At 69.4% G+C, this 15,274-nt stretch carries 13 protein-coding genes and 1 pseudogene; 10 read left to right on the top strand and 4 right to left on the bottom strand.

The window, feature by feature from the left end; genetic code table 11:
- The first annotated feature begins 56 nt into the window (after nt 1-56).
- A complete protein-coding gene (locus tag ACYVK7_RS18215; protein ID WP_460889125.1) occupies nt 57-275 on the top strand; it encodes a hypothetical protein in 219 nt (72 codons plus the stop codon).
- Entirely contained in the window at nt 272-2,830 is a 2,559-nt protein-coding gene (locus ACYVK7_RS18210) for a tyrosine-type recombinase/integrase (protein ID WP_460889124.1), read from the top strand. Before ACYVK7_RS18215 ends, ACYVK7_RS18210 begins: the two co-directional genes overlap by 4 nt.
- Nucleotides 2,831-3,452: 622 nt before the next feature.
- Here the strand turns inward: ACYVK7_RS18210 and ACYVK7_RS18205 are convergent.
- From ACYVK7_RS18205 to chrA, 3 genes are all read right to left on the bottom strand, one after another.
- Nucleotides 3,453-4,226, bottom strand: a complete 774-nt coding sequence (locus ACYVK7_RS18205; RefSeq protein ID WP_460889123.1) for an ABC transporter permease — start codon at nt 4,224-4,226, stop codon at nt 3,453-3,455.
- Nucleotides 4,223-4,885 carry an ABC transporter ATP-binding protein gene (locus ACYVK7_RS18200; protein WP_460889122.1) on the bottom strand — a complete coding sequence of 221 codons (663 nt, stop codon included), beginning with the start codon at nt 4,883-4,885 and terminating at the stop codon, nt 4,223-4,225. Before ACYVK7_RS18200 ends, ACYVK7_RS18205 begins: the two co-directional genes overlap by 4 nt.
- Nucleotides 4,886-4,980: 95 nt before the next feature.
- Complete coding sequence (gene chrA, locus ACYVK7_RS18195) at nt 4,981-6,390, bottom strand: chromate efflux transporter (protein WP_460889121.1); 1,410 nt, start codon at nt 6,388-6,390, stop codon at nt 4,981-4,983.
- Nucleotides 6,391-6,440: 50 nt separating this feature from the next.
- Here chrA and ACYVK7_RS18190 point away from each other — a divergent pair, with 50 nt between their 5' ends.
- The 6 genes from ACYVK7_RS18190 to ACYVK7_RS18165 all read left to right on the top strand — a co-directional run bounded on the left by ACYVK7_RS18190 (nt 6,441) and on the right by ACYVK7_RS18165 (nt 11,232).
- On the top strand, nt 6,441-7,526 hold the full coding sequence (locus ACYVK7_RS18190) for a DUF1259 domain-containing protein (RefSeq protein ID WP_460889120.1): 1,086 nt from the start codon (nt 6,441-6,443) through the stop codon (nt 7,524-7,526).
- Between the two features lie 34 nt (nt 7,527-7,560).
- A complete protein-coding gene (locus tag ACYVK7_RS18185; RefSeq protein WP_460889119.1) occupies nt 7,561-7,779 on the top strand; it encodes a DUF378 domain-containing protein in 219 nt (72 codons plus the stop codon).
- Nucleotides 7,776-8,273 carry a Chromate resistance protein ChrB gene (locus ACYVK7_RS18180; protein WP_460889118.1) on the top strand — a complete coding sequence of 166 codons (498 nt, stop codon included), beginning with the start codon at nt 7,776-7,778 and terminating at the stop codon, nt 8,271-8,273. The genes ACYVK7_RS18185 and ACYVK7_RS18180 overlap by 4 nt, the downstream gene beginning before the upstream one ends.
- Nucleotides 8,270-8,704: a chromate resistance protein ChrB domain-containing protein gene (locus ACYVK7_RS18175; RefSeq protein WP_460889117.1), complete on the top strand. Its 435-nt coding sequence runs from the start codon at nt 8,270-8,272 to the stop codon at nt 8,702-8,704. The genes ACYVK7_RS18180 and ACYVK7_RS18175 overlap by 4 nt, the downstream gene beginning before the upstream one ends.
- An 804-nt stretch (nt 8,705-9,508) precedes the next feature.
- The gene (locus ACYVK7_RS18170; RefSeq protein ID WP_460889116.1) at nt 9,509-9,961 is read left to right on the top strand and encodes a LexA family protein; all 453 of its coding nucleotides are present in this window, start codon (nt 9,509-9,511) and stop codon (nt 9,959-9,961) included.
- Nucleotides 9,958-11,232: a Y-family DNA polymerase gene (locus tag ACYVK7_RS18165; protein ID WP_460889115.1), complete on the top strand. Its 1,275-nt coding sequence runs from the start codon at nt 9,958-9,960 to the stop codon at nt 11,230-11,232. Before ACYVK7_RS18170 ends, ACYVK7_RS18165 begins: the two co-directional genes overlap by 4 nt.
- A gap of 459 nt (nt 11,233-11,691) precedes the next feature.
- On the opposite strand, the gene ACYVK7_RS18160 is transcribed toward ACYVK7_RS18165, so the two are convergent.
- A complete protein-coding gene (locus tag ACYVK7_RS18160) occupies nt 11,692-12,768 on the bottom strand; it encodes a class I SAM-dependent methyltransferase (RefSeq protein WP_460889114.1) in 1,077 nt (358 codons plus the stop codon).
- Between the two features lie 547 nt (nt 12,769-13,315).
- On the opposite strand from ACYVK7_RS18160, the gene ACYVK7_RS18155 reads away from it, so the two are divergent.
- Nucleotides 13,316-14,008, top strand: a complete 693-nt coding sequence (locus ACYVK7_RS18155) for a tyrosine-type recombinase/integrase (RefSeq protein ID WP_460889113.1) — start codon at nt 13,316-13,318, stop codon at nt 14,006-14,008.
- A 29-nt stretch (nt 14,009-14,037) separates the two neighbouring features.
- Nucleotides 14,038-15,274 (top strand): annotated as a pseudogene (locus ACYVK7_RS18150) (hypothetical protein); the annotation flags it as partial.

The raw sequence follows: 15,274 nt of genomic DNA, 5'->3' as shown, positions 1-15,274 counted from the left end.
CTTCATAGCCATGCGGATCAAACTCGCTTCCTCTGGATCCACGATCCAGTATCAGCGTGTCCACCAAACGGGGTGAAGCCCCCACGCTGTTCGACGTGCAGACGATCCTTCGCCATGCCAGCGTCTCGACCACGCAGATCTACAGCCAGCCGCGGCTGGAGGATCTGGTCGCGAAAGTGCTCGAGCATCATGCCCGGCCGCGGCCGGCGGGGCCGGTGATCGAGCCCGCCTACGACGAGGGTGCGGTACGCGAGCTCCTGGGGCTGCAGGCATGACCGGACCACTTGTCGGCGGAGCCGAGCCTGTGCTCGATCCTCGCGCAGCGACGCAAGTCCAGGCGGCGCGCACCCGGGCAGCATCTGGCCCGAGTTCGAGGCCGCTGTCGCCGCCGGCCGTGGTCGCGCCGGACGTGTTGTTCGGGGCGCACGGCCGGCTGCTGCCGCATCACGCCTACGACCTCGGTCTCGAACCGCCAGTCCTGCCAGTTGACGCGGCAGGGGCGCAGATCCAGCGGCTCGGCTTGGACGACACGATCGAGGCGACCCTGGCCACGGTGCTCGGGACGTTCCCGAGCCGCAAGCCGACCTCGACCGGTGTCCGGCGGATCCTGGGCTGGCTGCATGAGTTCGACGGTGAGACGTGGGAGCAGCGTTGGCTGGCCAGCGGCGCCGACCTCGCGCCGAGATCGTGGCGTTCGGCGGTGACGCCCCGGACGCCGCAGCCCACCGTGGCTCAGGGGGTGAACGCGTTGATGGTGGCCCGGGTGCTGCGCCCGTCGTATGGCTGGCAGCTGGCCACCGGCGCCGGTGCCTACCTGCCGCAGCGCATGCTCGGCGTCAACGACGCCGAGCAGCTGCGGAGGCTGCGGGCGTTGCCGGCTTACCGCTCGGCGCTGCTGCGTCATCAATACGACGCGGAAGCCTGCCTGTCGAGGGTGCTGATCCGGACCGGCAAAAGACTGGACGAGCTGCAGGGCGAGGATCTGCTGTTCTACGCCGACGTCGTGCACACGTCGGGCCGGAACCGGCGCGAGCACCTGGCCTGGGAGCTGCTGGTCGCGCTCGGCCCGTTCGCGGGCGAACCGCTCACGCTGAGGGCCGCCTGGTCAGCCAAGGGCAACTCCCGCCAGCACTCCGTGCAGACCCTGGTCGATCGCTACGGCGTCCCGGCCAGCGGTGTGCGTGACCTGCTGGTCGACTACCTGAGCGAGCTGAAGCCGTCGATGGACTACGGCACGCTGGAAGGGTGGGCCTACCGGTTGGTGCGGCTGTTTTGGTGGGAGGTGCTGCAGATCAATCCCGCCCAGGCCGATCTGCGGCTCACGCCGCAGGTCGCGGCCGAGTGGCGCGAACGGCTGTCGGTGACCATCGACGGACGACCGCGGCGAGAGATCCACTCAACACTCTTCGCTGTCCGCGGGATGTATCGCGACCTGGCGGAGTGGTCGCACGACGAGCCGGGCCGGTGGGGGCCATGGGTCGCGCCGGCTCCGGTATCGCGGTTCGAGTCGAAGAGCGCCTCGAAGGCGAAACGGCGTCAGCAGTCGCGGATGCAGAGCCGCACCAGGGCACTGACGCCGTTGTTGCCTGCGCTGGTCGCGGAGGCAGTGCGGCGCCGGGACTGGTCGGCCCGGCTGCTCGCGGCGGCACAGCAGGCCGGCCACGGGCAGAGGTTCATCGTTGACGGTTCGCAGTTCGAGCTCCATCAGCCGCCGCCGCGCCGCTATGAGCGGGACCGTCCGAGTCTGCTGCGCGCCCGGATCATTGCTGCAGCGTCGGACATGCCCCTGCTCGGAGTCAACCGGCACGGCCTGGCCGACATCACCGCAGCCGAGGCCGATGGGTTCTGGGCATGGGCGGTCATCGAGACGCTGCGCCTGACCGGGATCCGGGTCGAAGAGCTCCTCGAGCTCACCCAACTGTCGCTGCGCCATTACACCGCCGCGTCGACCGGGACGCTGGTACCGCTGCTGCACATCGTGCCGAGCAAGAACGACGCCGAGCGGCTGATACCGATGACGCCGGAGCTGGTCACGGTGCTCGTCGCGGTCCAGCGCCGCGCGAAAGGAGGGGGTGACCGGATCCCGTTGTCGGTGCGCTACGACCCGCACGAGAAGGTGCACGGTGAGCCGTTTCCGCATCTGTTCGTCCGCCGGATCGGCACCCGCAGCGAAGTGCTGTCGCCCTCGGTGGCGCGGCGGCTCATCATCGCCGTCGCCGCCTCTGCCGGGCTCCAGGACGCCGGGCAGCCGACCTATTTCACGCCGCACGACTTCCGGCGGCTGTTCACCACCGAGATGGTCTCCAGCGGCCTCCCTCTGCACATCGCAGCCACCCTGCTCGGCCACCTCAACCTCGACACCACCCGCGGCTACACCGCGGTCTTCCCGGAGGAAGTCGTCGCTGCCCATCAGCATTTCATCGAACGCCGCCGGACCACTCGCCCAGGCGGCGAGCTCCGGGCGGCGACCGGCGAGGAGTGGGCCGAGTTCGAGGAGCACTTCTTGCTGCGCAAGGTCGCCCTCGGCGAGTGCCACCGCCCATACGGCACGCCCTGTGTTCACGAGCACGCCTGCGTGAAGTGCCGGTTCCTGCGCGTCGACCCCGCCCAGCTGCCCCGCATCGAGGAGATGACCGCCAACGCCACGGAGCGGCTCGCAGAGGCCAAGGACCGGGTTTGGCTCGGCGAAGTCGCTGCGCTGGAAGACTCGCTCAAACACCTGCGGCAGCGGCGCGTCGAGGCGAACCGGCAACTTCCGCCGCGATCACCGGACACAGCACGCGGACATGCGATGCTGCTCCTGATCAACGGCCAGGACGACACTCGCTGAGGGACGGCAAACACGTGGGGGAGACACCGCCATGGAGACAAGGCTCGATATCGCCGGCATCGCCACACCGGGTGGTGTGCTGTAAGGGCGGGTCGCCGAACCTGAGCAGCCTTCCCTCGGCCGCATCGCAGGTCCAGTAGTGTCCCTGGTCGTCGGCGCCCAGGCAGTGCCCGACGGCGGGCACCTCGACCTTCGCGACCACCGTGAGGCCTAGTCTCGCTTGGGCCGAGGGTGGCCACCGTGGTTCTGGGGTCTGAGCGGACGTAGAAGTAACCGGTGCGGTCCGACCAGGCGGGCAGGGACTCACCGCCCCGACCTCGTAGTGGGCGAGTTGTTCGCCGGTGTCGACGCCCATGAGAACCACGCGACCATCGTTGGCGCAGCTGGCGAGTACCAGGCGGTCGCGTGCGTCGACTCGGGGGAACCCGTGGGTGCCGTCGCATCCGGCGGGCCACCGCTATAGCGTGTGGTCGGCCGCGTCGATAGCCACGAGGTCGTCGCCGGCATGGGTAAACACGAGGGTCTGGCCGGCCAGCGTCGCGACGGTGAGACTCTCGGGTCCGTCGGGCACTGAGATGAACCCTCGACCCATACTTCTCCCACTCCCGGCCATCCTCATCGGTCAGTCGGGTCCGCGGTGGAGACGGTGTGCCGTGGTATCGAACAGTCGGCGCTGGGCCAGTCGTGTGGCCACGGCCGCGGCTACGGTGGCGGCGGCCAGCAGCATGTACATGACTACGAGTTGGTAGCGGATGGCGGTCAGTGGGTCGATGCCGGCGAGGATCAGGCCGGTCATCGCGCCGGGAAGGCTGATCAGGCCGACGACCTTGGTCGAGTCGATCGCGGGCAGCAGCGCGGTGCGTGCGGCCGAACGGCGGTGCGGGGCGAAGGCATCCTCGACGGGCAGGGCCAGGGCCAGGCGTGCCTCGATCCGCGGGCGAGCTTCACGCACACTCTCGACCAGTCGCAGCATGGTCAGGCCGGTCGCCTGCATCGCGGTCGCCACGATCATGCCGCCGATCGGCACGACGACCTCGGGCTGGGCGGGGAGGATGCGCAACACCAGCAGGCTTGCCAGCGACACCAGCGAGCCCACGGCAACGGCGAGGGTGGCCAGCAGTCGGGCGTGGGGCACGCCCCGGCCTCGGCGCCCGGCCACCTGCCCGGCGGCCAGCACCATCAGTCCTACCCAGCCCGCGGCGCCGAGCAAGCCGGCATGCTGAAACAGTGCCAGGAGGATGACGCCGACGGCGGCCAGTTGCCCGGCGGCCCGGACGGCGGCGACGATCAGGTCCCGGGTGAGGCCGAAGCGCTGGCGGGCGGCCACTGCGATGGCTACGGCGACCAGCAGTACCGAGGGCGCGACCTGGAGCCAGGTCACCGTCGCGGTGCTCACTGGGTCTCCGGGTAGTCGACGTCCTTGGGTGTGCCGGTGGCGAGGACGTGGCCGTGTTCCAGGACGATCACCTGGTCGGCCAGGCGGCGGACCTGGTCGGTGTTGTGGCTGACCAGCACCACCGTGGTGCCGCGTGCGACGAGGTCACGCAGGGTGTGCTCGATCGCGCATGCGCTGGCCGCGTCCAGGGCGGCGGTGGGCTCGTCGAGGAGCAGCACCTGTGGGTCCAACGCGAGGGAGCGGGCCAGGCACACCCGTTGGGCTTCCCCGCCGGAGAGCCCCGACGTGGTGCGCGCGTGAAACCGGGTGGGCAGGCCGACGCGGTCCAGCAGCGCGCCCACCTCTGTCGGGGGCAGTGCCGGGTGGCCGAGACGGATCTCCTCGGCCACCGAGTCGGTCAGCAGGACGGGGTGTTGGGCGACCAGCTGCACACGGCGGCGCAGCTCCAGCACGTCGTACTCCTCCAGCGGGGTGTCGTGGAATGTGATCCGCCCGGCGTCGGGGTCATCGAGCCGGACCAGCAGCCGCAGCAGCCGCGACTTCCCTGCCCCGCTGGGGCCCACGATCGCGGTACACGCGGCCCGCGGGATCTGCGCGCACACGTCCGCCAGCAGCGTGGTGTGTCCGTGCCGCAGGGTCACGCCGCGCAGAGCGAACACCGTCCCGCGTTGCACTCCGCCGCCCCCTTTCCGGGTCGGTTCTCGTGGCGAGGGCGTCTGCACCGCCCCTTCCGCTTCTCTCGGGGCTGGGCGGGTCACCCCACGGGCAGCCCGACGACGGCGGCCGCGGCGCCGAGGACAGCGCAGGCGGCGAGCACCCGCAGCATCGGCCACTTGAAGCCGAAGACCAGCACAGCCGCGATGGCGGTGATCCCCAGGGCTACGGGCTGGAGGCTGTCCAGGACCGGCAGGACGACGTGCAGCGGTCCGGCCTCGATGCTGGTGGTGGCTGTGAACAGGGTGTGCGTGGCGAAGAACACGGCGAGATTGGCGATCACGCCGACCACGGCCGCGGTGATGCCGGTGAGGGCGGCGGTCAGTGCCGTGTTGTGGCGGAGCCGTTCCACGTAAGGCGCCCCGAGGAAGATGAACAGGAAGCACGGCACGAAGGTCACCCACGTGACCAGCAGAGAGGCGATGACCCCGGCGAACCAGGGGTCCAGCCCGCCCGGGTTGTGGTAGGCGCCGAGGAACGCGACGAACTGAACCACCATGATCAGCGGCCCCGGGGTGGACTCGGCCAGCGCCAGCCCGCGCACCATGTCCCCCGCCGAGAGCCAGCCGTAGACCTCGACGGCGCGTTGCGCGACGAACGCGAGGACCGCGTAGGCGCCGCCGAAGGTGACCAGCGCGGTGCCGGAGAAGAACAGGCCTTGGGTGGTGAACGTGCTGTGCACCCCAGTGAGCACCGCGACCGCCACGACCGGCACCGCCCAGAGGAGCAGCCCCACGCCAAGTACGCGGACGTTGCGGCCCCTGGAAGGAGGTGCGTGATGCAGCGCGTCGTCGGAGATCAGCGGTGCCGGACCCTCGTCCGCGGCCTCCTTCGGCCGCTGGATCGCGTGCGGGACGAGCCGGCTCAGCAGCCAGCCGATGCCGGCGGCGGCCGCGACCACGATCGGGAATGGCACCCCGAACAGCGCCAACGCGACGAACGCCGCGCACGCCAAGCCGATCAGCACCGGATGGTGCAGCGCCCGTTTGCCGACCCGCACCACTGCCTGGGCGACAATCACGACAACGGCGGGTCCGAGCCCGGCGAACACCGCCGCGACGGCGGTCGTGTCGCCGAAGGCGACGTAGATCGCCGACAACGCCAGCAGGGCAACCACCCCGGGCAGCACGAACAGCGTCCCCGCGACCAGACCGCCCCGGCGGCCGTTGAGCAGCCAGCCCACGTAGACCGCGAGCTGCTGCGCCTCGGGCCCGGGCAGCAGCATGCAGTAGCTGAGTGCGTGCAGGAACCGTTGCTGGCTGATCCAGCGCTTCTCGTCGACCAGGGTGCGCTGCATGACCGCGATCTGCCCGGCCGGGCCGCCGAAGGTCTGCAGCGAGATGACGAACCAGGTGCGGACCGCGTGCCGGAACGGGACGAGGTCCCGCGGTGACTCCTGGGCGTCCACTGGTCCGGATCGCGACGATCCGGAGTCGTCGGTGGCGGTCACCGGCGTGTTCTCCATTCATGAGGGGCGGATGGACACATCAGCAACGCAAAGTGCGGACCACCCGGGTGAGGCGGCCGCCGACGTTGCGTCCCTGTGCTGCTGATGTAACCATGGTTGCACGCATCGAGCCAAGCCGGGGAAGGGACCTCACTGTGATGAGCGCGAAGAGGAGGCTGCGCCTGCTGGCGGTTGCCGCGGCGGCCGTTCTGGTGACCGGCGCGTGCACAACGGGCCAGACCTCGGCCGGAACGAACGACGGCACGAACGCCGCCCATGCTTCCGCCGGGGGCGGCGGCATGCACCCGGTGAAGACCAGTAAGCAGGACTGGCGCGGTGTGGCCGACGCCTTGGGACGAGCAGGCGAGCTGCAGGGCGGCACCGTCTATCGGACCGGTTTCGCCCGCAGCGACCTGACGGTCACCTCCGAGGGGATCCGGGTCGAGGCAGGCCTGTCGCTGGGATCGTGGGCGGCGTTCGCCAAGTACCCGGACGGCACCACGATGGCGATGGGCGACCTGGTGGTCACCGAGGCCGAGCTCCCCGCTGTCACCGACGCCCTACAGGAGGCGGGGATCGCGCAGACCGCGCTGCACAAGCACCTGCCGGAACACACTCCGGACGTGTGGTGGACCCACATCCACGCCACCGGCAAGAACCCGGTCAAGATCGCCCGCGGTATCCGTGCGGCGCTGGACGCCACCGACACCCCGCCACCGGCACCTCCGTCCGATGAGGAGCCGGATCTGGACACCGACGCCCTCGATGAGGTGATGGGCACCGAGGGCACCAACGCTGGCGGGATCTACAAGTTCTCCTTCGCCCGCGCCGAGACGATCACCGACCATCACAAGGTGCTCCCGCCGGCCATGGGCGTCACCACCGCGATCGGGTTCCAGCCCACCGGCGACGGCGACGCCGCCATCAACGGCGACTTCGCCATGACCGCCGACGAGGTCCAGCCCGTGATCCAGGCGCTTCGCCGGGGCGGCATCGACGTCGTCGCCCTGCACAACCACGGCCTGGGCGAGCGCCCCCGCCTGTTCTACCTGCACTTCTGGGCCGAGGACGACGCCGTGCAGCTGGCCCGATCCCTGAAGCGGGCCGTCGAAGCGACCGACGTCACCCCGGCCGAATGACCACGTCACCGCTAACAGGAGGGGAGAGACTGCCGTGCGACCACGTAACGCCCTGGACTGGGCGGCCTTCGTACTGCTGCTGATCGGCGCGTTCGCCTGGGGCGCGTTCGTCACCGACGTCAACGTTCTCGACCGTGTGCTGGAGCCGATCGCGGACCCGCTCGACGACGTGGTCTTCGTGCTCATCGCACTGGCCGGGCTGTACTGGATCGCCCGCGTGGCCGGCCTCGGCCCCCGCAACACCCGCCCGTGACCACCACCGGAGAGGGCGGGCCGTGGGTGCTGCTCTCCTACCGGATGCCCCGCGAGCCCTCTACCCCGCGGATCGGCATCTGGCGCAAGCTCAAACGTCTCGGCGTCGCCCAACTGAGCGACGGACTGGTCGCACTGCCCGCCGACGCCCGCACCCGCGAGCATCTGGAATGGATCGCCGACGAGGTCATCGAGGCAGGCGGAGCCGCGACCATCTGGCTCGCCCAGCCCGCCAGCACCGCCCAGGAACGGGCCCTCGCCCAGACCATGGCCCATGCCCGCGCCGCCGAATACGCCGCCGTACTCGCCCAGGCCGAACAGGCCCGCGCCGCCGACGAAGCGACAAAGCGGCGGGTCCTCCGCAAGCTCCGCTCCGAGCTGCGCCGCATCCACCGACGCGACTACTTTCCCCCACCCGGTCGGCGCACCGCCGAGACCGCCGTGAACTCCCTACACCCCGAACATCCCGACAACGAGGAGAGCGAACCAGCATGAAGTGGGCCACCCGCGCCAACATCCACATCGACCGCGCCGCCTGCGCCTGGCTGATCCGCCGTTTCATCGACCCCAACGCTCACTTCGTCTTCGTCACGGACCCCGACCAGGTCCCCGACGACGCCACCGGCTTCGACATGCGCGGGGTCGACCTGGGCCACCACGGCGACGACTGCAGCTTCGAAACCATCCTGCAACGCCACCAACTCACCGACGACCCCGCCCTGCAGCGCATCGCCGAAATCGTCCACGAAGCCGACCTCGACGACGAACGGTACGACGCCCCCGAGGCACCCGGCCTCGACGCCATCCTGCGCGGCCTGTCCATGATCGGCGACGACAAGCACACCCTGACCATCACCAAACCCGTCTTCGACGGCCTCTACGAGTACTACCGGCGCGCCACCATCCTCGGCCGCGAGCCAGCCTGAACCGACAGCCGGTCGAAGGTCCCGCTGCCGCAGCGCCGCGACCTCCAGCATGAGGTTGATCTGCTCGCAGCGCTGGTCTGGGTCGTGAGCGAGCAGCCAGGCCGCGCCCTGCACCTCGGTCTTTTCCGCGTCGGGCCTGAGCCGTTCGCGTGCCGTGTCGAGTCCTGACCGCAGCTGGTCGTCGGACAATCGCTCGCTCACGGAAGCGGGTAGGGCGGCGCGCAGGTCGGACACCTCGCCGTCGGTTTCACTCATCACCACATCTGGCATGGGCGATGCCTGTCGGGCGACGGCATCATCTGGACGACCGCGGCGGTTTCGGGCGGGCACAGAGCGCGTGACACGCAAGCTCTTGCGTCGGTATCCCACCTGGCTATAGAGGAAATCTGCACGCCCAGCTGACCACCCTCGAACACGCCGTCGGCGCCCGGCTCATTCACCGGCGCCCCGGAGCCCGTCCCGTCGAACCGCTCATACCTCTCGGACAGGGACTTCCTACACGACGGGACCAGCAAGGACCTGAGCGAACGCTTGACAAGTTCAGTGAAGAAAGCCGTCCCATTTGGGCTCGAACCTGCACCCGCCGGGCAGCGCGCCCACGCGCGGAATCTGCTCGACAGTGCGAGCCAGGGCCACCGGGACCGGGCCAGTGAGCCCGTTAGGCAAGGTTGCCGCCATAGGTCAACAGTCACCCCGCAGCCATGACTCCGCGCGTCGGCCGCTGACCTGCATCATTGCTACCCGGCGGCATTCCGGACATACACTCGAACGCATGTACTACCATCGTGCGGTCTGGGAGGCGTAATGCTCGCCCTGTCACCACGCCCCGCCAGCACCGCCACGCTCAGCCCCACCAGCACCAACGCGCTGCGGATCGCTCCCGTCTCCGTCGCCGCCGGGTTCCCCTCCCCCGCGCAGGATTACTACGACGGCGCGATCGACCTGACCGAGATGCTCGTGCACGACCACGCGGCAACGTTCATCGTGCGCGCCGCGGGCGACTCGATGACCGAGGCCGGCATCAGCGACGGCGACGAGCTCCTCGTCGACCGGTCCAAGACACCCCGTCACGACGACGTCGTCGTCGCCATCCTGGACGGCGAGCTCACCGTCAAACGCCTCCAGCTCGGCCCGCACGGCGTCGTGCTGCAGGCCGACAACGCGAACCACCCCGACATCACCGTGCCCGAGCTGTCCGACCTGCAGATCTGGGGCGTGGTCACATACTGCATCCACCACCTGCGGGGCCACCGGTGATCGCGCACGTCGACGTCAACTCCGCCTACGCCAGCTTCGAGCGCGTCTTCAACCCCGCCCTGCAGAGCGTGCCGCTGGTCGTGCTGTCCAACAACGACGGCATGGTCGTCGCAGCCTCCCGTGAGGCGAAGGCGCTCGGCCTCGACCTGGGCAAGCCCTGGTTCGAGCTACGCCCGACCGCCGCCCAGTCCGGCGTCGTGGCCGTGTCGAGCAACTACGAGCTCTACGGCGACATGTCCCGCCGCGTGATGGAAGTCCTAGAGCGCTTCACCCACGACCTGGACGTCTACTCGATCGACGAAGCGTTCCTCACCGTCGACCGGCGCACCGCAGCCGACCCCGAGGCGATGACCCGGCTCGGGCACGACATCAAGAACACGATGCGCCGCCTGCTCGGCGTGCCGGTCTGCGTCGGGATCGCTGAGACCCGCACCCTGGCGAAGCTCGCCAACCGGGCCGCGAAGAAGATCAGCGACTTCGACGGGGTATGCGTGTGGCCAGCCATCGACACCGGCTGGCGCGAGAGGCTGATGCGGGCGCTGCCGGTCTCCGAGGTCTGGGGCATCGCCTCACGCCTGGAGCGACGCCTGGGCGGGCACGGCGTCCTGACTGTCTGGGACCTGGCCACCGTCGACCCGGCGCACATCCGCGCACTGTTCAACGTCGTCGTCATGCGCACCGCGCTCGAACTGCGCGGGGTCGCGTGCATCGGGCCCGAGGAAGACCACACCGGGAAGAAGCAGCAGATCATCGTGTCTCGCTCCTTTTCCGAGAAGGTCACCTCCGCCGTGACCATGCGGCAGGCGCTGAGCATCTACGCCCAGCAGGCCGCGACCCGCCTGGTCAAGCACGCCCAGGTCGCCCACACCCTGACCGCGTTCGCCGGCACCAGCCACTGGGCCCAGGACAAGCACCACCCCTCGGTCGCGGTGCGTCTCCCGTTCCCGACCGCTGACCCCGTCGAACTGACCCGGGCCGCTCACCGGCTCCTGCCCCAGATCGTGGAGGGTGCCCGGTACGCACGTGCCGGACTACTCCTGACCGACCTCACCCCCGCCGGGGCACAGCGCCCCTTCGAGCTCTTCCGCTCACGACACGAGGACGCCGGGATCGCCACTCTCATCGACCGGGTGCAGAAGAAGACCGGCAAGGACTCCCTGGGGCTCGGCTACGGCGGCTTCCGTCCGGGTCCGTCCTGGCAGATGAAGCGCGCGATGCTCACCCCGCGGGCCACGACCCACTGGGCCGAGCTCACCACCGTGAGGGCGTGAACGCGCCCGGCTGGGATCATGACGTGCACGATCGCCGACCCCTACCCCACGCCTGCCCATCGATCCGTGTCGACGCGGACGCCACACCCCAGGATGGGCATCAATGCTCCTCACACCCCGGGCAGTGCGTGTGGAACGCGAGTTCCAACAGGCGCACGTCCGCCTCGGTCAGCGGTATGACGCCCTCAGGCTCCCCCTCCAGACGCAGAGACCTGGCCCCCTTCCCGTCCGTGACCACAGTGCGGATACGCATGTCCTTCGCGGGCTGCATGGCGGGCCCTCTCAGTTGATCGTGTGGACGGTGACGGTGTACCCGTCACCGATGTCGGTGATGACGCGGGTCAGATGTCGTCGGCGCCGTCGTGGTGCTGGGTGACGGCGAGGTCGGCGTGCATGAGAGACAGGATTCGCCCGGCCAAGAGGTCACTACTGCCCACGACCCGGTATCGGCACTCTTGCCTACGCGCGGAGCACAGCGGGCCAGCGGATCGTCAGGGTCCCGTGGGGACGTGGGAGAGCCTTCGCGCTGGATGCGGGATCTGGCGCCGCGTCTTCGGGCCACCACTCGAAGATCGGGTCGAATTGGCGGTGGTCGCTGCCGTAGGTCTGGATGGCCTCGGCCAGGCGTGCGGTGAGAGTGCCTGCAGTTGGTCCTTTGCCGACGGCACCGATCTCTAGGTCGTTTCCGTCGCCCAGCGGGCGCCACGCGAGTGCGGCGAAGGAATCCTGCTCGGTGATGGCGGGGTAGAACGACTTCTCCGTGCCGCGGTCGGTCGGGTCTTTCGCTTCCATGGAGCACCCACCCGGCTGGATGAGGACCCAGGTCAGCAGGTCCAGCCAAATCGTGCGGCTGGCATAGATCACGCCGGACCACGCCTCCGCGTGAGCAGCAGCCAGGACATCATCGGTGACTGCGAAGTCGTCAGGGATCTGGTCGGCAAACCGGAAGGTGACCAGGTTTCCGGAGGGTCCGGTCAGTTCGACTGACGGCGGCTCGTACCGGTCAGCGCCCTGCAGGGGAACGAAGCCGCCGGGCACTGTCGACTCCGAGATCAGGTGTCCGTCCTGATAGCGGAAGCCGATGATGCGTTGCAGGCCCGGGGCGATCTGTAGCGGCACGACCAGGACGCCGTCGGGCGCCAGTTGCTCCAGCCAGACCTTGGGGATGGTCCATGGCGAGACGGTGACCATGATCCGGTCGAAGACCCCACGGCCAAGATGCTGGCTGGCGTCGGCCGTGATGACCTCGACCCGGTCGGTGAGACCCAGGCGTTCGAGTCCCGCCGTGGTGCGAGCAGTGACCGACACGTCGATATCCACGGTGACCACCTCACCGTCCGGGCCGACCAGGTGCGCGAGCATCGCCGCGTTCGGGCCTCCGGAGCCGATCTCCAGCACCCGCATCCCGGGCTCGACGTGGGCCTGTCGCAGGTTCCCGGCCTGGTTGGTTGACCGCACTACTGGCGTGTCGTCCGAGCAGCGCGCGATGGCGGCACCGACGCTGATGCCCTCTGGCCCGACCTCGAGGAGCGGCATCGATGGCACTGGACGTAGATGGTGAAGGCAGCAGTCGTTCTGTCGCAGGGCTCGTCGTCGCGCGCAGCGGCGCGGTCCGGCCGACCCGCGCGGCGGACTTACCGTGGGTCGTGCTCGACGACGCAGGCGTGGCGATCGAGCCGGTCAGTGAGTTCTTGCGCGAGCTCCTGGCGTGCGGGAACGGGGCGTCGTCGTGTCGCTCATACGGCTATGCCCTGCTGGGCTGGTTTCGGTTCCTGGCCGCGGTAGAGGTTCCATGGAGCCGCGCGCAGCGTGACGAGGTCCGTGACTTCGTGCTGTGGCTGCGCACGAGCGTCAACCCTGCTAGGACGCGGTCCCGGCCCGGCGCGCCGGCGCCGGGCGCGGTCAACGCGCGGACCGGGAAGCCGTCGCTGTCGGCCGGATACGCACCGGCCACGATCAACCATGCGTTGTCGGTCGTTGCGGCGTTCTACGCCTTCCACGTCCGGACCGGCAAGGGGCCGATCGTCTCGCCGTGCCGCCGCAGTCGCGTCGCGGTGGGCGGGTCTACTCCCATCACAATCCGATGGAGCCGTTCGCGTTGCACAAGCGAGGCAGCTACCGCCAGAAGCAGCCCGACCTGCCGCCGCGCGCGGTGCCCGACGACGTCCTGGACGATCTGTTCTCCCGGCTCCGCTGTAACAGGGACAGGGCCCTGTTCAGCATGTACTTGTCCAGCGGTGCCCGGGCCTCGGAGCTGCTGGGCATGACGGTCGGGGACGCGCACCCGGGCGAGGGGCGTATCTACGTGGCGACCAAGGGCCTGGGCGGGATCAAGCAGGCGTGCCCGGCCGCACCGGAGGCATTCACGTGGCTCGCCCTCTACCTCGGCGAGCTCGCAGCTGAGGGGCACCGGCCCGAGCCGGACGAGCCACTGTGGTGGACCCGACGCAACCCGCTCAGGCCGCTGTCTTACACCGCGGTGCGCGCGCTGCTCCGGCGCATCAACGAGTCGATCGGCGCGAACGTCACACTGCACGACCTACGCCACACCCTCGGACTCCGGCTGATAGCCGACCCGCAGGTCACCCTCGTCGACGTCCAGCAGGTCTTGCGCCACCGGCAGATCACGACCACAGGCATCTACCTACGACCTCGCGTCGACGAGGTGATCGCCAGGGTTCACGAGCACTACACCCGCCCGCGACCCGAACCGCGCCCGCTCGCCGGCTGGACCTATGACGAGCAGGATCTCTCCGACGTGTTCGGAGAGCACTGATGGTCGGACGGCACGGACAAACGACCCGCGTGACACCGGTCAGCCGCCGAGAGCCCGGTGTGCTCACCGCCCCGGCCGTTCCCGCCTACGCCCCGGCACTGCCCGGCCATGAGCGGGCAACACGGGAAGAGCTGGTTCGCCTGGCCGAGGACTTGCTGGATCGCCAACCCTCCACCCGTCAGCGTGCGGTTCACGCCCTGGCCCTGAGTCGCGCCCTGGACTGGCTGGAGACCTTCGCCGGTGAGAACTGGCAGGAGCGGTGGCTGCACAGCGGTTCCGACCAGGTCGGTCACCGGTGGCTTCCGGACGTCCAACCAAAGCATCGGAATTCACTGACCTCAGGTATCAGGATGCTGATCGTGCTGCGCGCGATCCGGCCCACCTACGCGTGGTTCTTCGCCAGCCGCCTGCTCGGGGTCTACGCCCAGTTCCGCCAACATAACCACTCCGCTGTCTTCGCCGCGATCGAGCCGCACACCGCCCGCGCGGACACGGGCAGCTACGGCGCCTACGCGCTGACCGTGCTGACGCACATCGCGATCGTCACGGGCAAGTCGCCGCGCGACATCGATACTTCCGACTTCAACACCTACCGGGCGGCTCGGGCCGCCTCGGGGCGCCCTAGCGTCGGGCTGCCTCTGGCCTACGAGGCGCTGCAGGCGATCGGCGGGCTCGTCGGTCAGCCCCCGACGCTGCGGCAGGCCATCGCCCGGGGGCAGCTCACGGTTCCTGAGCTCGTCGACCGTTACCCGATCGCGGACACCGGTGTCCGCGACCTGCTTGTGCATTACCTCGTGGAACGCTCGACGGTCCTGGACTACAGCACCCTGAGCAGCCAGGTCCAGCTCCTGGCCGACCTGTTCTGGTGCGACCTGGAGCGCCACCACCCCGGGATCAACTCCCTACGACTGTCCGACCAGGCCATCCAAGGATGGAAGAAACGCCTGCGGATCCTGCCCGACGGCAGCCCGCGCAAGGGCACCCACCTCATCTTCCTCGTGGTCCGGGCCCTCTACCTCGACCTGCAGCAGTGGGCCCTGGAAGACCCAGCCCGCTGGGCCGAATGGGCCGCTCCCAGCCCGATCACTGAGGCCGACCTGCGCGGCCAGACCAAGGCGGACCGCCTCCTGAAGGCGCGCATGCAGGCGCGCACCCGCACCCTGGTCCCGGTCCTGCCACGGCTGTGTCAAGCCCCGGGTTTGATGGAGACATCGAAGACCCGGAAGGATCTGGAGCATGGTTGCACCACGGAAGTACCCCGACGAG

The organism is Promicromonospora xylanilytica (assembly GCF_054782895.1).
Note: the sequence above shows the minus strand (reverse complement) of the source record. Positions and strands in the feature narration are given on the sequence as shown.